Origin of the sequence: Bacillus sp. NEB1478 (assembly GCF_031582965.1) — a bacterium.
Lineage (GTDB): Bacteria > Bacillota > Bacilli > Bacillales > Fictibacillaceae > Fictibacillus.
In genome coordinates this window covers 3558069-3581799 of the sequence record NZ_CP134049.1, presented here as the reverse complement: position 1 = coordinate 3581799, position 23731 = coordinate 3558069, and the positions used below count along the sequence as shown (strand labels likewise).

General features: G+C 40.6%; 22 protein-coding genes. 20 read left to right on the top strand and 2 right to left on the bottom strand.

Features of this window, described 5'->3' with window-relative positions; all coding sequences use genetic code 11:
- Window positions 1–91: 91 nt before the first annotated feature.
- The 14 genes from RGB74_RS18185 to RGB74_RS18120 all read left to right on the top strand — a co-directional run bounded on the left by RGB74_RS18185 (window position 92) and on the right by RGB74_RS18120 (window position 15707).
- Window positions 92–487 carry a VOC family protein gene (locus tag RGB74_RS18185; protein WP_310760677.1) on the top strand — a complete coding sequence of 132 codons (396 nt, stop codon included), beginning with the start codon at window positions 92–94 and terminating at the stop codon, window positions 485–487.
- A gap of 24 nt (window positions 488–511) precedes the next feature.
- The gene (locus tag RGB74_RS18180) at window positions 512–883 is read left to right on the top strand and encodes an MmcQ/YjbR family DNA-binding protein (RefSeq protein WP_310760676.1); all 372 of its coding nucleotides are present in this window, start codon (window positions 512–514) and stop codon (window positions 881–883) included.
- Between the two features lie 135 nt (window positions 884–1018).
- Window positions 1019–2101, top strand: coding sequence for a PQQ-dependent sugar dehydrogenase (locus RGB74_RS18175; RefSeq protein ID WP_310762923.1), 1083 nt, complete (start codon window positions 1019–1021; stop codon window positions 2099–2101).
- 119 nt (window positions 2102–2220) lie between these two features.
- Window positions 2221–2655, top strand: a complete 435-nt coding sequence (locus RGB74_RS18170; protein ID WP_396135994.1) for a hypothetical protein — start codon at window positions 2221–2223, stop codon at window positions 2653–2655.
- A gap of 377 nt (window positions 2656–3032) precedes the next feature.
- On the top strand, window positions 3033–4001 hold the full coding sequence (locus RGB74_RS18165) for an NAD(P)-dependent alcohol dehydrogenase (RefSeq protein ID WP_310760674.1): 969 nt from the start codon (window positions 3033–3035) through the stop codon (window positions 3999–4001).
- Window positions 4002–4169: 168 nt separating this feature from the next.
- Window positions 4170–5270: a sugar ABC transporter substrate-binding protein gene (locus RGB74_RS18160; protein ID WP_310760673.1), complete on the top strand. Its 1101-nt coding sequence runs from the start codon at window positions 4170–4172 to the stop codon at window positions 5268–5270.
- A gap of 91 nt (window positions 5271–5361) precedes the next feature.
- Entirely contained in the window at window positions 5362–6882 is a 1521-nt protein-coding gene (locus RGB74_RS18155) for an ATP-binding cassette domain-containing protein (protein ID WP_310760672.1), read from the top strand.
- Between the two features lie 11 nt (window positions 6883–6893).
- Window positions 6894–8069, top strand: coding sequence for a sugar ABC transporter permease (locus RGB74_RS18150; protein WP_310760671.1), 1176 nt, complete (start codon window positions 6894–6896; stop codon window positions 8067–8069).
- Between the two features lie 349 nt (window positions 8070–8418).
- Complete coding sequence (locus RGB74_RS18145; RefSeq protein ID WP_310760669.1) at window positions 8419–9396, top strand: sugar ABC transporter substrate-binding protein; 978 nt, start codon at window positions 8419–8421, stop codon at window positions 9394–9396.
- Window positions 9393–10859: a sensor histidine kinase gene (locus RGB74_RS18140; RefSeq protein ID WP_310760668.1), complete on the top strand. Its 1467-nt coding sequence runs from the start codon at window positions 9393–9395 to the stop codon at window positions 10857–10859. Before RGB74_RS18145 ends, RGB74_RS18140 begins: the two co-directional genes overlap by 4 nt.
- A complete protein-coding gene (locus tag RGB74_RS18135) occupies window positions 10834–12354 on the top strand; it encodes a response regulator (protein WP_310760667.1) in 1521 nt (506 codons plus the stop codon). Before RGB74_RS18140 ends, RGB74_RS18135 begins: the two co-directional genes overlap by 26 nt.
- A 29-nt stretch (window positions 12355–12383) precedes the next feature.
- Window positions 12384–13478 carry a D-xylose ABC transporter substrate-binding protein gene (gene xylF / locus RGB74_RS18130; protein ID WP_310760666.1) on the top strand — a complete coding sequence of 365 codons (1095 nt, stop codon included), beginning with the start codon at window positions 12384–12386 and terminating at the stop codon, window positions 13476–13478.
- A 220-nt stretch (window positions 13479–13698) separates the two neighbouring features.
- Complete coding sequence (locus RGB74_RS18125; RefSeq protein ID WP_310760665.1) at window positions 13699–14412, top strand: VCBS repeat-containing protein; 714 nt, start codon at window positions 13699–13701, stop codon at window positions 14410–14412.
- A gap of 173 nt (window positions 14413–14585) precedes the next feature.
- Window positions 14586–15707, top strand: a complete 1122-nt coding sequence (locus RGB74_RS18120) for an NADH-dependent flavin oxidoreductase (protein ID WP_310762922.1) — start codon at window positions 14586–14588, stop codon at window positions 15705–15707.
- Between the two features lie 185 nt (window positions 15708–15892).
- Here RGB74_RS18120 and RGB74_RS18115 read toward each other — a convergent pair whose 3' ends face one another.
- A complete protein-coding gene (locus RGB74_RS18115; RefSeq protein WP_310760664.1) occupies window positions 15893–16429 on the bottom strand; it encodes an NAD(P)H-dependent oxidoreductase in 537 nt (178 codons plus the stop codon).
- Between the two features lie 261 nt (window positions 16430–16690).
- Here RGB74_RS18115 and RGB74_RS18110 point away from each other — a divergent pair, with 261 nt between their 5' ends.
- Window positions 16691–17806, top strand: a complete 1116-nt coding sequence (locus RGB74_RS18110; protein ID WP_310760663.1) for an NAD(P)/FAD-dependent oxidoreductase — start codon at window positions 16691–16693, stop codon at window positions 17804–17806.
- Window positions 17807–17850: 44 nt separating this feature from the next.
- On the opposite strand, the gene RGB74_RS18105 is transcribed toward RGB74_RS18110, so the two are convergent.
- Complete coding sequence (locus RGB74_RS18105) at window positions 17851–18342, bottom strand: hypothetical protein (RefSeq protein ID WP_310760662.1); 492 nt, start codon at window positions 18340–18342, stop codon at window positions 17851–17853.
- 99 nt (window positions 18343–18441) lie between these two features.
- Between RGB74_RS18105 and RGB74_RS18100 the strand changes: the two genes are divergently transcribed.
- From RGB74_RS18100 to RGB74_RS18080, 5 genes are all read left to right on the top strand, one after another.
- On the top strand, window positions 18442–19026 hold the full coding sequence (locus RGB74_RS18100; protein WP_310760661.1) for a vWA domain-containing protein: 585 nt from the start codon (window positions 18442–18444) through the stop codon (window positions 19024–19026).
- A gap of 138 nt (window positions 19027–19164) precedes the next feature.
- Window positions 19165–19953, top strand: a complete 789-nt coding sequence (locus RGB74_RS18095; protein ID WP_310760660.1) for a DeoR/GlpR family DNA-binding transcription regulator — start codon at window positions 19165–19167, stop codon at window positions 19951–19953.
- Window positions 19950–21266 (top strand): four-carbon acid sugar kinase family protein, encoded by a 1317-nt coding sequence (locus RGB74_RS18090; protein ID WP_310760659.1) that lies wholly within the window; start codon window positions 19950–19952, stop codon window positions 21264–21266. Before RGB74_RS18095 ends, RGB74_RS18090 begins: the two co-directional genes overlap by 4 nt.
- On the top strand, window positions 21263–22282 hold the full coding sequence (gene pdxA / locus RGB74_RS18085) for a 4-hydroxythreonine-4-phosphate dehydrogenase PdxA (RefSeq protein WP_310760658.1): 1020 nt from the start codon (window positions 21263–21265) through the stop codon (window positions 22280–22282). The genes RGB74_RS18090 and pdxA overlap by 4 nt, the downstream gene beginning before the upstream one ends.
- Window positions 22283–22409: 127 nt before the next feature.
- Complete coding sequence (locus RGB74_RS18080) at window positions 22410–23678, top strand: MFS transporter (RefSeq protein ID WP_310760657.1); 1269 nt, start codon at window positions 22410–22412, stop codon at window positions 23676–23678.
- The last annotated feature ends 53 nt before the right edge of the window (window positions 23679–23731 follow it).

Sequence of the window (23731 nt, the reverse complement as noted above, 5' to 3'; positions counted from 1 at the left end):
ACGATTATTAATAGAAAGAGGAATTTTGAAGCTGAATAGCAAACTAATGATAGTAGGATGTAATTTACTAGTTAAATATTGGAGGCAGATCATGGGAAGATTAGTTCATTTTGAAATTCATGTAGATGATATGGAACGGGCAAAGAAATTTTATGGAGAGGTATTCGGCTGGTCTTTTGAAGATTGGAGTGAATTCGCTGGAATACCCTACTTTGGGGCAGTTACAGGTGACGCGAATGAACCAGGAATCAATGGAGGTCTGATGAAACGTCAAAGTCCTCCGCCACAAGCAAACCAACCGTTAAATGGTTATGCATGTACAATGGGTGTGGGGAATTACGATCAAACAGAAGCAAAAATTCTTGAGAATGGCGGAAAAGTTGCAATGCCGAAATATGCTCTTCCTGGTATGGCATGGCAGGGATACTACATGGATACAGAAGGCAATTTATTCGGAATCCATCAACCGGATGAGAACGCAAAATAACATTCATAATAGGTGGATAAAAACATGAAATCACAAGACACAGCAGGTATGCTTGGAAATGTTCGCAGTATATGTCTCTCACTGCCTGAAGCTGATGAAATTATCGATGGTTTTGGTCACAATACGTTTAAAATAAACGGGAAATCGTTCGTCATATCTGGTGAAAGCGAGCAAGGATTCAGCTTGTCTTTCAAGTCAGATCGTGAAATGCAAGAAATTTTGTTGCAGAAAGAGCGTTTTTACAAAACACCATATATAGGGCGTCACGGCTGGGTATCTATTCAAAATCCAGATGGAGAAGACTGGGATGAATTAACCGATCTCATTCAAGATGCCTATTTACGTGCGGCACCGAAGCGTTTAGTTAAGAAATGGATAGAATCACATAGGAAATGAAGAAAGGCGGACTGATCTGCCTTTTTTTTATTTTTCACAGATTTATAGACTAAAAGCTAAATTTAGTAAAATCCAGATAATTCCACTCGCGAAAGGGTTAAACTATTATTAAGCAGTAAAATAGTGAAAATTGAGGTGTTAGCATTGAAAAGGTTCATTCTCACTTTAATTTCGATCCTCTTTCTTTCAGGTTGTTTCCATGAAGAGAAAAATACATCCGAAAAAAATGAAAAGGATGCAGCAGAAGTGCTTGCCAGACAAGTAGATGTGATCGCAACAGATTTGGTAATCCCTTGGAATATCAACAAACAAGATAATACCTTTTATTTGAGTCAGCGGCCAGGTTATATCATTAAAGTGGATGGCGATAACGGTTCAAAAACCGTTCAAAATGTAGAGGTTACAAAGAAAGTCCTGCATGAAGGTGAGGGAGGATTGCTAGGTTTCATACTTGCTCCTGACTTTGAAAATTCTCGTGAAGCATTTGCCTACCATACCTATAAACAGGATGGTACCGTTTATAATCGCATTATTGTGCTTAAGCTTGATCAAAACAAGTGGACGGAAGAAAAGATTATATTGGAGAGGATCCCGGGAGGAAGGATTCATAACGGAGGTAGAATTAAAATTGGACCGGATGGCAAATTATACGCTACCGCCGGTGATGCAGGGAACCCGGAAAATGCCCAAAATGTTAATAGTCTGGCAGGTAAAATTTTGCGAATGGAATTAGATGGTTCTTTACCAAACGATAATCCATTTGAAAAATCTTATGTTTATTCCTACGGCCATCGAAATCCACAGGGGTTAGCCTGGGATGAAGACGGAAAACTATATAGCTCTGAACATGGTCAAACGGCCCATGATGAAATTAACTTGATTGAGTCCGGAAAAAATTATGGTTGGCCGATCATTGAGGGTAATGAGCAAGCCCCAGGTATGGTTGCTCCTTTATTTCAATCAGGTGATGAGACTTGGGCTCCATCAGGAATGGCTATTAAAAACAAAAAATTGTATGTGGCGAATTTACGAGGTGAAAGAATTCTCGTGTTTAATTTAAATGACAACACCGTGGGAACTTTCTTTAAAAACGCTGGGAGAATGCGGGATGTGCTGATTGAAGATCATGCATTGTATACAATTACGAATAATCGTGATGGTAGAGGAACTCCACGAGAAGGTGATGATAAATTATTTAAACTTTCTTTAGGGGAGTAGGCAAGTGTTACTTTCCTAATTCAAAAACACCCACAATTTTTTATTCCAATTGACTTATTGAAGCAAATACATTCATCTCACATAAGATATATGGAATTTTCTAAAAGTGGGTGAAGGTGTTGAATCCTTATATTTTCAGACCAGATTGGACCGCTGTTTTACAACTTTTAAATCAAAGCTTAAATGGTGAAGAAATGGTTTGTTCAATGAGCACACAGCTATATTTCATTCCAGCAACCGCAAACTTAAAAGGAAATGCTGAAATGCATAATCATCTTGTTCCGGCTTCTTATCATCGAGTGACTGCAGCAGGAAGCGCAAGGCGGCTGCAAAATGGAGAATCTCATGAGTCCATTATTAAATCTTTGGTTGCCTGTGTGGATAATGGGTTAAGACAAGATCAAGAAGTAATGAAATGGTTACTCGTAATGAGAGACGATGCTCCGAATGAATATAAACCGTTTATTCAAAACATAATCAGTTGGCAGGAACAAACGGAACAAAGTTTATCATCAGCTAAACAGCTATTAAAACAAATGGGTTATGGAGCATAAAACCATTATTAAATTAGATATTAGCTTGTTACGAAGGTCAACATTTGTTGTTGGCTTGATCGAGAATATGGAGTGTGTAGCACTAATTATTATAAAAGAAAGCAACTAACTATTGTGGTAGTTGCTTTTTCAATTGGATTTGTAAAAATAAAAATTTATCTATCAGTTAGATCTGTGTTTAGGGATTAGAAGCCATATGAATTTTGCTTGTTTAAATACCCAAATATATAAGTTTTAAGAACGTCCGCACTGCCGATTTTAAAAGAAAGCAACATATCTTTGTGAACGATGTTTTTTTTGTAAATTACAGTATTGAATCTCTTTTTAGGAATATCTTTTATTTAATGGATCTTTTTTAGTGTATTAGGAGGGAATTTATGAAGGCGATAGTTTCTAACAAATATGGTCCACCAGATGTTCTTGAATTAAAAGAAGTTGAAAATCCTATTCCTTACGATGATCAAGTGCTCGTAAAAGTTCATGCATCATCCGTGAATTTTGGTAACTTGGTTCTTTTAAAGGGGGAACCGTTCCTAGCCCGGTTTGCTTTCGGTCTTTTTAAACCCAAATACGCTGTACCTGGAGGAGACATTGCAGGCACAGTTGAAGCGGTTGGGAAAGATGTTACACAGTTTCAACCCGGCGATGAGGTGTTCGGAGACTTATCACGCTGCGGCTGGGGCGGTTTTGCAGAATATGCAGCTGTTCCTGAACATGCACTAGCACGAAAGCCAGCCAATCTATCATTCGAGGAAGCGGCTTCTGTACCAATGGCGGCAGTTACAGCACTGCAGGCAATGAGGGATAAAGGAAAGATTCAGCCGGGACAAAAAGTTTTGATTAATGGTGCATCGGGCGGTGTAGGAACATTCGCGGTACAGATTGCCAAATCGTTTGGTGCTGAAGTTACGGCAGTATGCAGTACGAGAAATTTGGAGATTGCGCGATCGATTGGTGCAGACCATATCATAGATTACAAGAGTGAAGATTTTTCTAAAAGAACGGAGAGTTATGACCTTATTCTTGGTGTAAATGGTTATCAGTCAATATCAGCTTATAAACAGGCATTACGTCCAAAGGGAATTTTTGTGCATGTAGGAGGTTCTGGGGCTCAAATGTTTCAAGTGATGATGCGGGGACCTTGGGTTTCGATGACAGGGAATAAAAAGATGGGTAGCTTTTTACAAAGGCAAAACCAAAATGATCTGGTTTTTATGAAAGAACTTCTTGAAGCAGGCAAAGTGAAACCTGTTATTGATAGAAGCTATAAGTTGAGTGAAGTTCCCGAAGCATTCAAGTATTTTGAAGAAGGACACGCACAAGGGAAAGTTGTCATTAATATGTGATCATGGTTAAACTTAAAACCCGCAGCTATTTCCAAGCTGCGGGTTTTTTTACCCTTCAGTATAAAAAAGTACAGATAATGTTAAAAGAGTGCTATTGATAGCGCTTTCAAACATGGTTTTTTCGTAGCTATAATTTACATGTAAGTACTTTTTAAAGGGGGAACTAAAATGAAAAAAAGCAAAATTATATCTCTTATGCTTGCGGTGGTCATGGTTATGCTTGTTGCAGCTGGCTGCAGTGACAGCAAAAGCAAGGTAAGTGTGGGTATCGTGTTGCCAACTAAAGATGAGCCAAGATGGGTGCAGGATGAGCAGCGATTTAAGGATGCGCTGAAAGGTACAGATTACACAACTGAAATCCTTTTTAGCCAAGGTTCTTCTGCTAAGGAAAAAGAAAACGTTGAAACATTAATCAACAAAGGGATCGACGTTCTAATTATTTGCCCGCAAGATGGAAATGCGGCAGCAGCTGCAGTGGAAGCTGCGAAGAAGGATGACATCACGGTTATCTCTTATGACCGTCTTATTACAAATACAGATGCAGTTGATTATTATGTAACATTCGACAGCCTTGCAGTAGGTGCAGCACAAGGTCAATACTTGATCGATAATGCAAAAGGTTCTAATGTACCGCTTTATCTTTACGCTGGTGCTGCTTCAGATAACAACGCGTTCTTATTCTTCGAAGGTGCTTGGAAAGTGCTACAGCCAAAAATCGCTGACGGTACATTTAAAATTGCTAACTCTAGCGCAGCAGAAGCTTTAAAAGACAAAGCTGATCTTTCTCGTGATGAGCTGAGCAAGATCATCGGACAGGTAACAACAAACTGGGATGCTAATGAAGCGAAAAACAAAGCCCAAACTCACTTGACTGCGGCGAAAGCAGACATGAAAGGTGATGTGGCTATCCTTGCTCCTAACGACGGGACAGCTCGTTCTATCGCAGATGTATTTGGTTCTGACAGTGCTGTAACAAGCTACCTCGTAACTGGACAGGATGCTGAGAAAGCTTCTATTCAATACGTAATTGATGGCAAACAATCTATGACTGTGTTTAAAGATGTTCGTACACTTGTAAAGGATGCAATGGGAATGGCTGTTGATATCCTTGATGATAAGAAGCCTGAAACAACAGGATCATACGATAACGGAAAAGTTAAAGTTAAAGCAAAACAAACAAACGTTATCGTTGTTAACAAAGAGAACGTACAGAAGGAACTTATCGATTCTAAATACTACAAAGCCGACGAATTTACAGGGCTTAAATAAGAAAATAGTACGGCGCGGAATAGTGATAGATACTACGTCTATCACTATTTTTCACAATTAAATCAGTTGTTTGGCTAATGGAGGGATAATGATGAGCGGATATATTTTGGAGATGAACCAGATTTCCAAAGAGTTTACCGGAGTTAAAGCGCTCAGCAATGTCAATTTTAAGGTAGGAAAAGGCGAGATTCACTGCTTGATCGGGGAGAACGGAGCAGGGAAATCAACGCTGATGAAGGTGCTGAGCGGTGTTTATCCTTATGGGACATATGCTGGAGATATCGTGTTTGAAGGCAGCGTGCAGCAGTTCAACAAGATCAGTGACAGTGTAAAAACAGGCATCGTCATTATCTACCAAGAGCTGGCATTGTTTCCGGATCTGACAGTCTATGAAAATATTTTTGTGGGCAATGAAGTTAAGCGCGGTAATCTGGTCGACTGGAATCAGACAATTGCCCAGGCGAAAGAGATGCTGAAAAGAGTAGGACTCGACGTGAATCCTGAAACGCTCGTAAAAGATTTGAGCGTAGGTAAGCAGCAGTTAGTCGAAATTGCCAAAGCGTTAAGTAAGGACGTTAAGCTTCTTATTCTTGATGAGCCCACTGCGGCGCTTAATGAGGATGACAGCGAAAATCTGTTAAAGCTTTTGGGTGAACTGAAAAAACAAGGCATCACAAGTATCATGATTTCACACAAGCTGAAGGAAGTCATTTCGATCGCTGATAAAGCGACGGTGCTCCGCGACGGTAAAACGATCTGTACGCTGGATGCATCAAAAGGCGAAATTTCCGAGAACGTCATTATTAAAAACATGGTTGGCCGTGATATTGATGATATATATCCGAAGCGTCCGGATAAGAAAATAGGCGAAACCATTCTTGAATTGAAAAATTGGTCTGCTTACAGTACCGAACTTGGCCGTCAAGTTGTAAAGGACGTCAATTTTCATGTGAAAAAGGGAGAAATCGTTGGGATAGCTGGTTTGATGGGATCCGGGCGAACAGAACTTGCATTGAGCGTTTTTGGAAATCCAAAGAATTACAAGCTGGATGGACAGCTGAAGGTTGGTGGCTCACCAAAGACGTTCAAACATACAAGCGATGCTATCAAGTCAGGAATTGCGTATGTGACGGAAGACCGGAAAGGCGACGGGCTGTTTTTGATCCAGGATATCAAGAACAACATTACTGCGGCAAACCTGAATGGTGTTGCAGATAACGGCATTATCAACGTGAATGAAGAAGTGAAGAAGGCTGAAGCGTATAAAAAATCAATGTACATTAAAGCTTCTTCTTTAGAGCAGGTCGTCGGTAATCTAAGCGGAGGGAACCAGCAGAAGGTATCGCTCGGAAAATGGCTCTTTGTCGGACCTAAGCTGCTTATTCTCGATGAACCGACCCGAGGTATTGATGTTGGAGCAAAATTTGAAATTTATACGATTATGAACAAATTGATAAGCGAGGGCATGAGCATTATCATGATTTCTTCCGAGCTTGGGGAAGTACTTGGAATGAGCGATCGTGTGTATGTCATGGCTGAAGGCAAAATAAAAGGTGAGCTGCCAATTGAAGAAGCCAACCAGGAAAACATTATGCAGCTTGCTACGCAATAGGAGGTTAACACATGGAATTTATCAATGAAGCAAGATCATTAGTGAAAGAGAATATCCGTGATTATGGGATGTATATTGCCTTATTCGTGATTATGCTCACGTTCTCCATTATGACGGATGGGCTGTTCATGTCATCACGAAACATTAGCAATCTATTAGATTCTACTGGTTACATTGCCGTATTAGCAGTAGGTATGACACTTGTTATTGTTATCCGCCATATTGATTTATCGGTTGGGTTTGCGGCAGGATTCCTTGGTGCAATTACGGCTATCCTTCTTACAAAGATGGGAATGCCGATTTATGCGACCATTCCGATCATTCTTGTGCTTGGAATTTTTATCGGCTTGTTTAACGGCTTGCTGATTGCTAGATACGCGATTCCTTCCTTCGTTGCTACTCTTGCTGGGATGCTCATTTTCCGTGGTGCGCTGCTACAGGTAACAGAGGCAACGGGAACAATCATCATTAAAGACGATGCTTTTAACGCGATCGGAAACGGATTTATTCCTTCTATTATGGTTGTAAACGGTTTGCATTTTCTATCTCTGATTCTAGGTTTATTATCCATTCTTTTTTATGTTTACAGTGAAATCTCCACGCGCCGAAATAAGATTAAATATCAGTTCGATGTGGTTTCTAAAGGGATTTTTACATTTAAGCTAGTCTTTGTTTCTGCAATTATTGCTTACGTTACTTGGATTCTTGCAGGCTATAACGGTTTCTCATGGACAGTTGTCATCATGCTCTTGGTTGTTGTTGTCTATCATTTCTTAACAACAAAAACAGTGCTTGGCCGACACATTTATGCGGTTGGAAGCAATCCGGAAGCCGCGCATCTTAGCGGGATTAACGTTAATAAAATCACGTACATTGTATTTGGTTCTATGGGAATGCTCGCAGCGCTTTCCGGCATCCTGTTCACGTCCCGTCTGCAGTCTGCGACAACGACTGCTGGAACACTATTCGAGCTTGATGCGATCGCTGCTGCCTACGTCGGAGGAGTATCTTCTGCAGGAGGTGTAGGGAAAGTAACAGGCGCCATCATCGGTGCGATCGTTATGGCTTCCTTGTCCAGCGGAATGAACCTGCTTGGAGTAGGCGTTTCCATGCAGTATATGATCAGAGGCGGCGTATTGGTTGCAGCAGTTCTCTTTGACGTAATAACTCGTAAAAAGAGAGGATAGTTTCCTATTTTTCTATAGTAATATCGCAGGGGCACCTATCTAAGGAAGGTGCTCCTATTTTTTAATGATTTTTTTTAAAAGATGGTTTTATTGTTTTCAAGAATTTCATCATTGAAAAGTTAATTGGAGCGAAGGGCGAGACTCCTCGAAAATGAAAATCACATTTTCTTCGTGCGATGTGAAGCTGCCGAAGCCTTCCTTGTCCTGCGGAAAGCGAGCCCAAAGAGCAACCCTTTCAAAACGATCTTTTAAATCGCCTGCTGATTGGAAAAGGATTGAGCATTCACGTTTAGTTCAATATGATAAAATAAAATTAGTAAATTATCGGAAAAAAAGGAGATACTTCACTTTGCGTAAAGCTGGCATAATCATACTTAGTTTCTTATGTATCGTCCTTTGTTATTTTACGTTTACCACAGCACAAAAAGCGTTCAAGTCTGAATTGGAACTGCCTGCTGCATCCACCCCTACTAAGGATCGATATCGTATTGTTCTCATTACTCAAGAACTGGAGACACCGTTTTGGGATAAGGTCGGAGCAGGTGCGGCCGAACAAGCCCAAAAGGATGGAGCAAGCCTTGAGGTATGGGGGAGCTACGGCAAAAACCAAGAAGATTTCTTGAAAAAGCTTGAAATAGCCATTCAGTCGAAAGTCGACGGCATTATTGTACAAGGGCTGGACACTCAGAAATTTAAGGATTTGACGAAAATAAAAGCGGCATTTTATGGCATCCCCGTCATTACCGTTGCGAATGATGTGCCGAAAGCGGAAAGTCTTAGAAAGACATACGTTGGATCAGACCAGCACTTGGCTGGAAAGATGATTGCTCAGCTGATGCTGTCCGATATGGGCCAGCATGGAAATATCATTTTATTAAGCGACAGCCAAAAGGAGTATTACCAGGAGCAACGGCTGAAAGGGATCAGAGAAGTTTTCAAGGATTACCCGAACGTCAAAGCTGTTTATGCGGAAACGCCTGATTCTAGGGAGCAGGTAATCGCCAAAACACAAGATTTACTGAACAAGTATCCTGATGTGAATGGCTTTATTGCTGTGAATGCAAATATCGCAGGAGCGATGATTCAGGAAATCAGCAGGCGAGGTAAGGTCGAGCCCTATCATATCTATTCATTCGACGACGGGTCTGAATCGCTTTCTTTGCTCAACCAAAAAAAGCTTGATGGTGTAATCGAGCAATCTCCTGAGATGATGGGGAGAAAGAGTGTAAATCTATTAATCAAATGGCTGAATAACGATAAGGTTCCTCTGAATGCTGATGGCTATCTAAGTGATATTGGGATCATAAAAGCGATGGGCAAGCGATGAACAGAATTCAGAAGAAAATATGGATGCTGGCAACTGTCGTTCTTGTCATTATGGGGATCATTTGGATTGCACTTACATACTACAACCAGAAAACACAAAATCAATATAACGAAATTTTGCAGCGGTATATAAGGATGAACGAAGTGACCAGTACGAGTCAGAAGGTGGTCACGAATCTTAATAACTATTTGCTCGAGCCAACTAAAGCGAACTTGACTGAACTGAATCATAGCAAAGAGAATCTTAACCGGGCAAAGGATGAAGTCTTATCTTTAAGGAACACAGAGAACGAATTCGATCTTACCAATTATATGAATTTGATAGACAGCTTGATCGAGACAACGGACCGCTCACTCATGTTTTACTCTGAAAAAGATACAGAGGCTTCAGACAAAGAGTTTACTGAAGCGACACGCATCTCGAAGTACATTTCCGATATGACGCTCACGTTGATCGACACAGAGCTAAAAACGTACGACCGTTTTTACCGCGGCATAATTGATCAGTCAGCAGAATTTAAAAAGCTGGGCATCTGGCTTATGCTCCTTATCACATTGCTGCTGCTGATGATCACCTATTGGTTTTCGTTAAGTATTACAAGACCGGTGCAGCTATTGACACGGGCAGCCAACGAGCTGTCTGCCGGCCGTTTTGACAAGGAGATCAAGGTCGATTCTAACGACGAAATCTCTTTCCTTGCCCAGACATTTAACAGAATGCGCATCAGCATTAATAATCTATTTCAGGAAATACAGCAGAAGGCACAGCTGGAACACGAACTTCAGCAAAGCAAGCTCCTGCTGAAGGAAAGTCAGCTTCGAAATCTCCAAAGCCAGATCAACCCGCATTTTTTGTTTAACACACTGAATACGCTCTCTAAAAAAGCGTATTTGGAAGGATCAGAAGAAACGAGCGACTTGCTTGTAAGTGTTGCGGGCTTGCTGCGCTATAACTTAAAGTGGCTGGACAGAGCCGTTACACTTCGCGATGAAGTAGTGGTGATCCAGCAATACATGAACATTCAGAAAGCCAGGTTCACGGACCGTCTGACTTTGAACATGGATATAGACGAAGCATGCCTAGAAGTTCAGATTCCTGGTCTGACCCTGCAGCCGATCATTGAAAACGCGGTTATTTATGCGGTTGAACCGCGGGAGGAAGGCGGAAATATTTGGTTCCGCATTAAAGACGGTGATAACCAGGTAATCATAGAGGTTGAAGATGACGGCCCAGGTATTCAGGAACATAAAATTAAGCAGATAGTTGAAGGAGAGCTTGTACAGACAGGAGCCGCTTCGACGGGCATCGGTTTCAGTAACGTTGTGAAACGGCTCAAGCTATTTTACGGCATGGAAAATCTTATGGATATCCAAAGCCATATCGGGCTAGGTACGAAGGTTGTACTAAGAATACCAAAAACGAGAGGGATTGAAGAGCATGCTAAAACTCTTGATCGTGGATGACGAACAGATTGAACGCGAAGGGCTGCAAGTGATCTTGCAGAAAGCCTTTCCCGAGGTCTCAATCGGCCAAGCAAAAAACGGCAGAGTCGCCGTGGAGATGGTGGATGAGTTTAAGCCTGACTTAGTCTTAATGGATATCCAGATGCCCGGGATGAATGGTCTAGAGGCGATCCAGCAAATTACCGATAACGATCCTTCTATTAAATTTGTGATGATTACGGCTTTTGATATGTTTGACTACGCCCGACAGGCGATAAAGCTTGGCGTGAAGGATTATTTACTGAAACCTAGCAAAGTGAGCGAAATTGTAGCGACCGTTGGAAAAGTGCTGGAAGAGATTGAAGGAGAGCGAAAGTCATTGGGCGTTTTAGAAAAAGCACTGCCCCTTGTCGAGACGGATGTTGTGACACAACTGCTGTTCGATCATGTACATGAAGTACATCTGGACATGCTCGTTGAAATGCTGGACATCCCTTCGACAGACGAATCTTTTGTGGTAAGCATCCTGCTGCCAGAAGGTGGAGAAAAACTTTATTCTGCGGTAAAAGAAAAGATCAGACAGCTGGGGAGTGCGTGGGTCGGTGCTCTGTATGGCCGACAGCTTCCCGTTATCGTGTTCCGGAAACATGATTGTTCTTTTCGTTCCCAGTCAATTTCCCTTGCTAATGAGATCCTTTCCCTTGCGAAAACAAGCCCAGGAGCTGGCTGGTTTGTCGGAATTGGGAGCGTATGCAGTTCATTGAATCAAGTACGCCAGTCTTATCAGGAATCGCTAATAGCAACAATGGATACATCTCTGCCTGTAAAATATCGCTTTTATTCAGATGTTCCTGTTCTGGGGAATACGGAAGAAAAATCGCTGACAAAGCAGCGTGAAAGACAGTTTTTCGATGAAATAAGACTTGGCAAATGGGATCAAATCCGTATGAATGTTACGGACCTTATTAGACGATGCGAAAACGAAGGGGCAGAATTGCTTCAGACTCAGCAGCGTGTCCTTGAACTGCTCTGGATCGCGGCAAGGGTGATGAGCGAAATTGGCGTCGAGACGGAAACACCTTTCTTTTCTTATCAATCTCAAGACTTTCGTCAACTGCGATTCGAGACTGACCGCTTGCTTGTACAGATGAGGCAATCGTATGAAGAACATTATGAGCAGCTTGAGGCGGATACGATCCATCAGATTAAAAAATACATTATGAAGCACTCACATGAGGATATTTCCTTGGAGACTTTAGGTAGGAAAGTGGGTTTGAGTCCTATTTATATCAGCAAGATGTTTAAGGAAAAACTTGGCGTTAACTATATCGATTTTCTGACGGAATGCCGTATTGAAAAAGCTAAGAAACTTATGGCAGATCCAGAAAAGAGCTTAAAGGAAATTACGTTCGAGGTAGGCTACCATGAACCGAACTATTTCAGCAAAGTGTTTAAAAAAATGGTTGCGCTTTCACCTACGGAATATCGAAAAGCCGTCCTTGGCAGAAAAGGATGAAGGCAGGCATGAAAAAGGAGCAGCACCCTATGGAGAGGATTTTGAAACATGTGAATCTCATACTGTTTCTAATCGTTCTCGTATTCGCATTCACTGCTTGCGATGCGGGAGGTAACGAAAATAGTACTTTAGGGAAAGTGACACCTTCAAACAGTGAAAAGTCCCATGTAAAAAAGCCAGTTGAAGAAAAGATTAAAATTGGCTTTTCTATGGATACATTATTGGAAGAGCGCTGGCTAAAGGATAGAAATTTGTTTAAAAAGGCGGTCGAATCGCTTGGTGCGGAAGTAGAGATTCTAGCGGCGAATGGCGATGATTCTGTCCAGATAGCTCAAGCGGAGACACTGATCAGCCAAGGGGTCGATCTACTCGTTGTGGTTCCCCATAACGCAGAGGCCATGGCGGCAATCGTCAAAAAGGCACATTTAGCTGGAATTAAAGTAATGGCCTACGACAGACTCGTTAAAAATGCGGATATCGATTTGTATGTTTCCTTCGACAACGAAAAAGTCGGTGAACTGCAAGCTAAAGTGATAACCAAGCTTGTTCCTAAAGGAAAGTATGTGTACATCGGCGGCGCTGAAACGGACAATAATGCCCATCTATTCAAAAAAGGTGTCTTCGAAGTCCTCCAGCCGTTAATAAACAAAGGTGATATTACGGTGGTGTTTGACCAATGGTCTAAGGACTGGACCCCGGCTAATGCACGGACGAACATGGAGGCAGCTCTCAAAGCCAACCATAATCAGATCGATGCGGTTATAGCAGCAAACGATGCAACGGCTGGAGGAGTCATTCAGGCACTTGCCTCACAAGGGCTTGCAGGCAAAATACCGGTAGCGGGTCAAGACGCTGAGCTTTCGGGTGTTCAAAGAATTGTCCAAGGCACACAGATCATGACAGTATACAAACCAATCAAATTATTGACAGAGGAAGCCGCAAAATTAGCGGTCAGAATGGCAAAGGGTGAAGAAATAGAAGCAAACAGAAAAATAAATAACGGAAAAATCGAGGTTCAATCCGTACTGCTTTCACCAATTGCCGTTGATAAACGAAATATTGACGAAACGATCATCAGGGATGGTTTTCATTCAAAGGAAGAAGTTTATCACATTAAAAAATAAAGTCATCAATAAATACGAAAATGGCTTTAATTTAAAACTGAAAATGAACTGGATCTATTTTTAGGTGCAGTTAATCTTATTATTTTTCATACTTAAATAATTTAGGGTGCCTCTTAAGTCGTAAACTTTCGAAGCATTTTTTGTTTTGCTGTAAAAAGTAGCAATTCTCCTGACAGCCCATAGGATAGCAACAAAGGTCTGAAAGAAGGAGCATCTGTTTATGTACAATTATTATGCTAGGTCTAATCCGAGTGTTGTTGTTGCATTTGCCAAAGGGGATGTAACGGGGGATCGTGTAGCTGATAACGTTTATCTAACCGGTGTCAAAACATCTGATAGTCCATTCATTCAGGATATTACTTTAACTATACAGGATGGAAGAACAGGAAATATGTCAAGAGTGCCACTTTCTGACAATGCAGGGTATAACCCAACCTTGTTTTTAGGTGATTTTACGGGTAACGGCGTAGATGATATTTTAATTAGCATTAATTCAGGCGGCAGTGGTGCCTTCACTTATGACTATGTTTATTCATTCGTGAATAACAGACCGCTTTTACTTTTTGATTTTAATGTTTACAACGAACTATACCAATATGAAGTTACTTATCTCGATAACTATAAAGTGAAAGTGGTCAGCAAAATTAATCAACAAACGTATTTGATCGATATTTCATTAAGAGACCCTGAGTATCTGAACGAAATATATAATGCTAATGGGAAGCTAAAAAATCCGATAGCCGGTTTTGTGAACCCTTTGAGTGTATTATATCCGGTTGATTTTGACTCTAATGGAATTTATGAGCTGTTGGCTTATCAAAAAATAGCAGGACAATATAATGCTGATGCATTAGGTTATGTAATGAACACATTAGGCTGGAGAAAGAACCGATTTGTTCTTCAGAATCAGAATGTAGCTATTTTTGGATCATAGAATATAAACTTTTCAATCTAATCTCACTGTTATGAGGTTAGATTTTTTATTTGAGGTGAAACATACAACTTGAATCGTTTTCTTTGATTTTCAAAACACGAAGCATTAATATAGGTAGTAACTTTAAAAAAGAAAGTAATTATGAATTATAAAAGGTGGAGATTTACAGTATGATGAACGAAAAATACGCACCGCTATTTACTTCTTTCCGTTTCAAAAATGGTATTGAGTTAAAGAACCGGGTAGTAATGGCACCGATGACAAATTTCTCATCTAACGAAGATGGGACGGTAACCGATGAAGAGGTTCAATATTATGAGCGCCGTTCTGAAGGTGTTGGCATGGTGATAACAGCTTGTACGTATGTAACAGCGAATGGTAAAGGGTTTCCGGGAGAGTTTGCTGGAGATACGGATGACATGGTTCCGAGCCTTCGCCGCTTGGCTTCAGCTATTCAGGCAAAAGGTTCAAAAGCCATTTTGCAGATTTTTCATGGCGGTCGTGAAGTTCCGCCAGAGCTCGTTCCAAATGGAGACGTTGTCAGTGCAAGTGACATCCCATCAGCTGAAGGCAAACCAGTGCCTCGTCCATTAACTTCATCTGAAGTAGAATCCATCATCCATGATTTTGGAGAAGCGACGAGACGTGCGATTGAAGCGGGTTACGACGGTGTTGAAATTCACGGAGCGAACGGCTACTTGATTCAACAGTTCTTCTCTCCTCACGCTAACCGCCGTGAAGATCAATGGGGTGGTTCTTTAGAAAAGCGCATGGCATTCCCGATTGCGGTGGTAGATGCTGTACAAAAAGCAGCGGCAGAACACGCTGACGAAAACTTCCTTGTCGGATTTCGTTTTTCTCCAGAAGAACCAACAACACCTGGAATCACAATGGCGGACACATTGGCACTTGTTGACGCATTAAGTGGGAAGAAACTGGATTACCTTCATGTTTCGCTGATGGATTTCTGGTCAGAACCTAGACGTGGAGTAGAGGATGCACGCCCTCGCATTGAGATCATCAAAGAAAGAGCTGGAGACCGTGTACCGGTAATCGGCGTCGGGTCCATCTACACAGCAGAGGATGCGATCAAAGCGTTTGAGACTGGTGTACCTCTAATAGCTCTTGGCCGTGAGCTCATTATCGATCCAGATTGGTTAGAAAAAATCGAACAAGGACAAGAGTCTGAAATCGTAACAAAGATCGATAAAACGAAACAAAAAGAGCTAGTTGTTCCAGATCCGCTATGGAACGCGATCATTAATACACCTGGATGGTTCCCGGGGGTTGAATAGAAAGTAGAAAAGAAGCAGGGGCTGAATGCTTCTTTATGCTTAGTGAGGATCCAAAGGCATTCGGTATTTTTAAGAAGGACGCACTCTAAGCTAGGTTGTTATGAATGCGTGAATAGTGAATACATTTTTAAAAGTAAAAGAGGTATTTCTACACAAGAAATACCTCTTTTGCTTATATTTTTATATTAAGCTTCAATTTTAGAACGCTGTAAAACAAATTCTACATAAGCTTTTGCACTTTCTTGAAGTTCCTCATCTGTTACATGCATTACACCATTTAATACGAATAGTGGCATGAATTTAGTACCGATTAAATTACTCGTTTGTTGTAATGGAGTTGTTAATGTTTCCATTGTGAAATTGTTGTAACCAGTCGTTTGATACGAATCTTTTGGACCAAAAGTTGAAATGGCAAGGCCAAGTTCTTTGCCATGAAGCTTGTCGCCGCCTTCTCCATATGCCCAGCCATAAGAAAGTACTTCATCTTGCCATTGTTTTAACAATGGAGGAGTGCTGTACCAGTAGAACGGAAATTGAAGGATAATGCGATCATGTGACTCTAACAAGTTTTGTTCGTGAGTTACATCTATTTTTCCATCAGGGTATGTTTCATAAAGAGTATGAACTGTGATTTCTTCATGCTTTTTTAATTCATCCATCCAGGCACGATTGATACGAGATTGCTGAAGATTAGGATGAGTGATAATAACGAGTGTTTTCATAAGAAATGTCTCCTTTAAATTCTTTTGTGTGTACAAGCAAACTTATTTGTATATAGTTGCTTGTACATACAAATTAACTTATTCTTTTTCTTTTGTCAAATACAAAGTTTATTAATTTTTACAATTGAATGAAAATAATACATCATGGGAACTCTGCTTGTAATAAAATGATCGTTCATTAAAACTAAATCGCTTATGTTACAATTTAAGAACGCTTATGTAGGAAACTATAAATATACGAAAACAAAAAAAGGTGTTTATATGCAAAAAATCATTGTAATCGGAGCTGGAATCCTTGGTGCATCAACCGCATATCATCTTGCCAAAGCAGGTGCAGAAGTGACTTTAGTAGATCGCCAAGACAAAGGGCAGGCAACAGACGCAGCAGCGGGAATTGTTTGTCCTTGGCTTTCACAGCGGCGAAACAAAGCGTGGTATCAATTAGTTAAAGGCGGTGCCCGCTATTATCCTGAATTGATTGCTCAATTAGAAGCTGATGGTGAAACGGATACGGGATACGAGCGGGTTGGAGCGCTAAGCCTTCATGGTGATCCTGTTAAGTTAGAAAAAATGGCAGAACGCGCACGGAAACGACGGGAAGACGCACCTGAAATTGGGGAGATTTCGATATTATCACCTGAAGAGACGAGAAAGTTATTCCCTCCATTATCTGAAGAGTATGGTTCTGTTTATGTGAGCGGTGGAGCACGAGTAAACGGAAGAGCATTACGGAACGCTTTGATTAACGGTGCAGTTAAGCATGGAGCTGAACTTCTATACGGAAATGCTTCTATTGTTATTGAAAACAATCGTGTTATCGGAATAAAACTTGAAGAAAAAACATTACTGGCAGATCAAGTCATCGTTACAGCAGGTGCATGGTCGCAAGAGTTATTGCAGGAATTTGGTGTGAACTTCAAAGTAACACCACAAAAGGCGCAAATTGTTCACCTTGAAATGCCGGATATGGATACAGGTTCGTGGCCGGTTGTCATGCCTCCAACGACTCAATACATTCTCACCTTTGAAGATGGACAAGTTGTGGTAGGTGCGACACATGAAGATGAAGCTGGATTTGATAATCGTGTAACTGCTGGTGGAGTGAATGAAATCTTAACAAAAGCTTTAGCGATTGCGCCAGGATTATCAGATGGTACACTTCTTGAAACAAGGGTAGGTTTCCGTCCATTCACTCCAGGGTTTTTACCTGTTATTGGAGCTTTGCCTGATTACGAAGGAATTCTGATTGCCAATGGATTAGGGGCTTCCGGTTTAACAAGTGGACCATATCTTGGGGCAGAACTAGCAAAACTGGCATTAAACAAACAAACTGAAATTGACTTGAGTCTTTATGAAGTTTCAGGAGCGATTGAGTAGAATTTTAAAAAGACAACTTCGATTTCGAAGTTGTCTTTTTACATTTAAACACCCAAAGTTTTCATACTAAAATAGTCCAAACACTCATTCACTTGCATCACATCATAGATTTTCTTTTCTAAACAAAATTTGATGACTAAATCACTCGTGTCGCTCTCAGACAATGAGTACCCTCCTGATTCAAGTAGTTCATCGAATTCCTCTTCATTTAGCTCAAGTGCTAAGGCAAGTGCAATAATCGTATTTTTTCCAGGTCGGTAGTCGGAAGTAGACCGTATTTTTGAAAACAGCTTCCGATCGATCCCAGCTTTTTTATAGACTTCCGGATCTTTCATTTCTTTTTTATCAATAAAACGAAACAGCACTTCCTGAAGAGTTGGCTTCTTATTGTTTTTTATATAATCATCCAGTTCAAAATGAATGCTATCGAGGATGAGCTCTTGTTCCATATATTCAGAGTACTTAAGTGAACTCTCATAGATTAAATGCTGTTCAATATACTCCTGCAGTTCCAATAAAATCTTCTGATCTAGCATATGGTCAACCTCCTGGAAATGTCGCTTATGAGGCGACCAAATAATGGATAATCCTCGTTATTATTATAGCATGACAAACATTTTTGGAGGATGAAGATTATGAATAAGAATTTAACGGAGATTGTCTTTTTGCTGGATCGAAGCGGGTCTATGTCAGGATTGGAGCAGGATGCGATTGGCGGGTTCAATGCGTTTATTGAAAAGCAGTGTCAGCTTGAAGGTGACACAGTTCTTACTACCGTACTTTTTGATGATAAGTATGAAATTTTATGGAACGGGATTGATGCAAAAAAAGCAAAGCTGACAGATAAAGATTATTACGTAAGAGGTACCACAGCGCTTCTTGATGCAGTAGGGAAAACGGTTTTGGATGTTGGATACAGATTATCAAACACAAATGAGGACCAAAAACCTGGCAAGGTATTTTTTGTAATCACGACAGACGGAATGGAAAATGCGAGCAGTGAGTTTACGTATGAAAAAGTGCAGCAGCTCATCAAACACCAGCAAGAGAAATACAGTTGGGAGTTCATTTTCATGGGAGCAAACATCGATGCTGTAAAAGAAGCGGAGAGCATTGGCATCCAGATGGATAACGCGTTTAACTTTGAAGCAACTGAAAACGGTGTTGAGAAAATGTATAACATGATTTGTGAGGAAGTATCAGAGAAAAGACGAAAATGACAAAAAGGAACCAACTGCCGATTCTCTAATTGGAGTTGGTTTTTTTATTTGCTGTAAGTATTTTTAGAAAATACTGAAAAAGTACTATTGCGAAAAATAACATAAACGAACATAATCGAACACAAGGATGTGGTAAAAATGAACAACATGCTTCCTTTAGAAAGAAAACTAGAAATCATAAAAATTCTAGAAAGAGACGGGAAGGTCCAGATTGATCAGCTCGTTCAGGAACTGCAAGTTTCCAGTATGACGATAAGAAGAGATCTTGGGCAGTTGGAAGATGAGAGCAAGTTAATTCGTACACACGGAGGAGCAGTCGCTGTAAATGTTCTTATTTCAGAAACGCCTTATCAAAGCAAGACAGTAACTAGAACTGAGCAAAAAAAATTAATAGCGAAATATGCGGCAACAATAATTCCTGAAGGATGCAGTCTTTTACTAGACTCAGGGACAACAACATTTGAAATTGCCAAAATAATTAAGAACAGAGCAGATTTAACAATTATAACGAACGATTTAAAGGTTGCTAGTGAATTAGTCGATAGCCCGTCTTCCGTCATCTGCACAGGTGGAAACGTGCAGTCGGGCATAGGAGCGATGTCAGGTCCACATACTCAATCGTTGCTGCGGCAAATCAAAGTAGACCTTCTTTTCCTTGGTACACATGCTATTGACTTGGACAATGGTATGTCAGCACCAACAATGGAAAAAGCCTTAATAAAAAAATTGATGGTAGCCTCAGCAAAATCAATCTGGCTAGTTGCAGATTCAAGCAAATTTAATAAAAATGCTTTTTCTCAAATTTGTTCCTTAGATGAGATAAACGGGATCATTACAGACTCTCAAATCAGCAAAGAAGATTTAAAACGTTTTGGTGAACAAACGATTATTCGCACTGTTTCCGAAGGTGAGGAAACAGCGATATGAAAATAGCTGTTATTGCAGACGATTTGACAGGAGCAAATGCAACTGGGGTTCTCTTAACCAAACACGGGTTTTCAACAGCAACAATTTTGGATGACTCAAGCGTTAAAGGATACAACTATGACGCTATCTGTATAGATACAGACAGCAGATACATTCGTCAAGAAGTAGCGTACGAACGTGTAAAGAGGGCTGTTACCCGCATGGCTTCTTTAGGGGCTGAGCTGTTCAGCAAAAGAATTGACAGTACAGTCAGAGGTAACATTGGTACGGAAATTGATGCGATTTTGGATACACTAACAGAAGATTTTGTTGCTGTCGTAGTCCCTTCTTACCCAAACTCAGGAAGGACAACAGTTGGCGGCTATCTTTTAGTCGAAGGCGTTCCGGTACAAGAAACAGATGTTGCGAAAGATCCCCAAAATCCTTTGAAACAATCAAATGTAGTGAGCATTATTTCACAACAAAGCAAGTATACTGTGGACCATATTGAACTGAGCCTTGTATTAAAAGGAAAAACAGCATTGTCCGCTGAGTTGGATTCGATGATGAAGAAGGGCAAAAAAATTATTGTGATTGATGCTGTTACCAATGAACAGATACAGCTCATCTCAGAAACAATGTGTTCATTAAATCACTCGTTTGTTCCGGTTGATCCTGGACCATTGACCTCTTTATATGTGAAAGAAAAGTTTAAGAGAAGAAATCATTCACCAAAGTTACTAGTATCTGTCGGAAGTTGTACAACTGCAACTGGAAGACAGTTAAATCATCTGATTAGTACGATGAAAGTGAAACCCGTGTATGTTGTACCAGAAAAGCTCGTAAGTCCTGACATGGACGTAAGGACGGCAGAGTTGGTAAGGGCTGTTCAAGAAGGAATTGATCGCACTAAGAATGAAAACATCATACTCGTTACTACCTTTCAAGAAGGCATGAAACTATTAGACTTGCAGACTTTAGCCAAACAGCAAAATACGAACGAAGAATCATTAGCTAAGAGAATTACCGATGGCCTTGCTTTAATCTCCCAGAAGATTATACAAGGCAGTGAAACCGTAATCAGTGGGTGTTTTTCGAGTGGTGGAGATGTAACTGCATCCATTTGTGCGGCAGGAAAAACATATGGTATTCAGTTGTTGGATGAGGTATTTCCACTTGCAGCTTATGGACGGTTGATCGGTGGATACTTGGATGGACTGCCTATTATCACGAAAGGCGGTATGGTGGGCGAAGAGGACGCGATTACAAGATCAGTACAGTATTTAATGCATCATTTGAAAAGTCTTAAAAAAGAAGAGGAGATTGTGAGATGACTAGAATTGATTCAAAACCGGTTGTTGTAATACCTATGGGTGACCCGGCAGGGATTGGACCAGAAATCGTTGTAAAAGCTTTGGAGAAAAAAGAAATCTATGAGAACTGTAAACCGTTAGTAATCGGACATAAAGAAGTGTTAAAAAAAGCAATGTCATTTACCGATGTATCTCTTTCTTTAAATGACATAAGTGAACCGGTTGATGGAAAGTTTGAATTTGGAACGATTGATATTATCCATCTGGATAACTTGAATATAAGTGATTTGAGAATTGGAGAAGTACAGGCAATGTGTGGACAGGCGGCGTTTGAATATATTCAAAAAAGTATTGAATTGGCAAACCAAGGTAAAGTCGATGCTATCGCTACCACTCCTATTAATAAAGAATCATTACAAGCAGCGAAGGTTCCTTACATCGGACATACTGAGATGCTTGCTGGCTTAACAGGTGTTGACGATCCGTTAACAATGTTTGAAGTGAACTCACTAAGAATCTTTTTCCTGACTAGACACTTATCCCTTAAAGATGCAATCGGCCAGATAACGGCAGACAGAGTATATGATTATGTGAAAAGATGTGACGAGGCACTGCAGCGTCTTGGTATTGAGGAACGAAAAATAGCAGTAGCGGGATTAAACCCACATAGTGGAGAACATGGGTTATTCGGACGAGAAGAACTCGACGAAATCACGCCAGGAATTGAAAGAGCCCGAAAGGATGGATTACAAGTATTTGGACCAGTTCCAGCAGATTCAGTTTTTCATCAGGCGTTACATGGAAAGTACGATGCTGTTCTTTCTCTTTATCATGACCAAGGTCATATTGCTGCAAAGATGACTGATTTTGAAAGAACGATTTCGATAACGAATGGTTTGCCATTCCTAAGAACATCTGTCGATCATGGAACAGCTTTTGATATCGCTGGAACAGGCATTGCTGGATCAGTAAGTATGGAAGAAGCTATTAAGCTCGCGGCAAAGTATTCTGTTTACTTCCGTACACAAAAAGTTTAGGTTTTCCGGGTATCGCTGGAGAGAGAGGGTTATAGTTCTCTCTTTCTAGATTGAAAATCATGTAAGCGATTACAACAACTTCTAAGTTCTGTCAGAAAATGAACGAAAAACTAGGAGGGATTGTGTCATGACAAGTTCAAAGTGGTTAAAAATCATTCCGGTAGCTTTTATTATGTATATGCTTGCGTATATGGACCGAATTAACGTAGGTGTATTGATGCCTTATATTCAGAAGGATCTTAATATCTCAGCATCTTCTGCCGGTGATATCGCGGGAATTTTCTTTGTAGGGTATTTAATTCTCCAGATTCCTGGTGGAATTCTTGCGACAAAATGGTCTGCGAAAAAATTTATTTTTATCCTGATGATTTTATGGGGATTATGCGCAATGGCATCAGGATTTGTACAAACAGAAGGTCAGCTTAAAGTTGTTAGATTCTTACTAGGGGTTGCTGAAGGTGGAGTTTGGCCAGCGGTACTGATCTTGTTAGCAAACTGGTTCACAATAAAAGAAAGAGCACGAGCAAACGCATTTTGGATGGCGTGTCTGCCTGTTTCAGCCATTCTAATGGCTCCAATTTCCGGTCTTTTGTTAAAGAATTTTGATTGGCAAACGGTATTAATTTTAGAAGGAATTCCGCCTATTATTTTTGCATTTGTTTGGTTAGCTTTCATTGATGACAGACCGTCAGATGCAAAATGGATGGATGACAAGGAACGCACAAAGCTGCTTTCGGACCTTAATGCAGAACAAAGTAAATCTGTTAAATCACAAGGTTATGGTGCAGCCTTCAAGAACAAAACGGTTTGGGGCTTAGTCGTGATGTACTTCTTATGGATGACAGGTTTTTATGGATATACGATGTGGGTGCCAAGTGTAGTGAGTACGTTTACTAAAGATCCTGCAACAATGGGGTGGTTAACAGCAATCCCATTTACATTTGCGCTTGTAGGAATGGTAGTTAACTCCATATGGTCAGACAGACGTTTGAACCGGGTACAGCATGTGGTAACTCCGTTGATAATCGCCGCAATTTCAATGGTTGCTGGACAATTTGTGGATTCTCCTGTTTTACAAATGGTTCTTCTATCGATAACTGCCATTGGTGTGTATGCTCCATACGGGCCGCTTTGGGCGATTCCGACTGCAATCATTCCGGCAGGAGTAGTAGGTGCAGCACTTGGGTTGCAAAATGCAATCGGAAATTTAGGAGGCTATAATGGACCTAAATTTGTTGGTGTGCTAAAGGATGCAACAGGCAGTTTCCATGCAGGGTTCTACTTTTTGGCTGCTTCTCTAGTCCTCGCGGCATTATTAACATGGTTTTTAGGAAGAACGATGAATGTACAAAAAGCTAATGTGCCGAATAAACCAACAATAAACAAAGTATCATAGCTCAAGAGCTGACTCTGTAACGGAAATAAACCACTAAAAAGAGCAACAAAGTG

Excerpts from the sequence above, each read along its gene's own strand:
- RGB74_RS18185 (WP_310760677.1), top strand. The coding sequence starts at position 92 with ATGGGAAGATTAGTTCATTTTGAAATTCATGTAGATGATATGGAACGG.
- RGB74_RS18180 (WP_310760676.1), top strand. The coding sequence starts at position 512 with ATGAAATCACAAGACACAGCAGGTATGCTTGGAAATGTTCGCAGTATA.
- RGB74_RS18165 (WP_310760674.1), top strand. The coding sequence starts at position 3,033 with ATGAAGGCGATAGTTTCTAACAAATATGGTCCACCAGATGTTCTTGAA.
- RGB74_RS18160 (WP_310760673.1), top strand. The coding sequence starts at position 4,170 with ATGAAAAAAAGCAAAATTATATCTCTTATGCTTGCGGTGGTCATGGTT.
- RGB74_RS18155 (WP_310760672.1), top strand. The coding sequence starts at position 5,362 with ATGAGCGGATATATTTTGGAGATGAACCAGATTTCCAAAGAGTTTACC.
- RGB74_RS18150 (WP_310760671.1), top strand. The coding sequence starts at position 6,894 with ATGGAATTTATCAATGAAGCAAGATCATTAGTGAAAGAGAATATCCGT.
- RGB74_RS18140 (WP_310760668.1), top strand. The coding sequence starts at position 9,393 with ATGAACAGAATTCAGAAGAAAATATGGATGCTGGCAACTGTCGTTCTT.
- RGB74_RS18135 (WP_310760667.1), top strand. The coding sequence starts at position 10,834 with ATGCTAAAACTCTTGATCGTGGATGACGAACAGATTGAACGCGAAGGG.
- xylF (WP_310760666.1), top strand. The coding sequence starts at position 12,384 with ATGGAGAGGATTTTGAAACATGTGAATCTCATACTGTTTCTAATCGTT.
- RGB74_RS18125 (WP_310760665.1), top strand. The coding sequence starts at position 13,699 with ATGTACAATTATTATGCTAGGTCTAATCCGAGTGTTGTTGTTGCATTT.
- RGB74_RS18120 (WP_310762922.1), top strand. The coding sequence starts at position 14,586 with ATGAACGAAAAATACGCACCGCTATTTACTTCTTTCCGTTTCAAAAAT.
- RGB74_RS18115 (WP_310760664.1), bottom strand. The coding sequence starts at position 16,429 with ATGAAAACACTCGTTATTATCACTCATCCTAATCTTCAGCAATCTCGT.
- RGB74_RS18110 (WP_310760663.1), top strand. The coding sequence starts at position 16,691 with ATGCAAAAAATCATTGTAATCGGAGCTGGAATCCTTGGTGCATCAACC.
- RGB74_RS18105 (WP_310760662.1), bottom strand. The coding sequence starts at position 18,342 with ATGCTAGATCAGAAGATTTTATTGGAACTGCAGGAGTATATTGAACAG.
- RGB74_RS18100 (WP_310760661.1), top strand. The coding sequence starts at position 18,442 with ATGAATAAGAATTTAACGGAGATTGTCTTTTTGCTGGATCGAAGCGGG.
- RGB74_RS18095 (WP_310760660.1), top strand. The coding sequence starts at position 19,165 with ATGAACAACATGCTTCCTTTAGAAAGAAAACTAGAAATCATAAAAATT.
- RGB74_RS18090 (WP_310760659.1), top strand. The coding sequence starts at position 19,950 with ATGAAAATAGCTGTTATTGCAGACGATTTGACAGGAGCAAATGCAACT.
- pdxA (WP_310760658.1), top strand. The coding sequence starts at position 21,263 with ATGACTAGAATTGATTCAAAACCGGTTGTTGTAATACCTATGGGTGAC.
- RGB74_RS18080 (WP_310760657.1), top strand. The coding sequence starts at position 22,410 with ATGACAAGTTCAAAGTGGTTAAAAATCATTCCGGTAGCTTTTATTATG.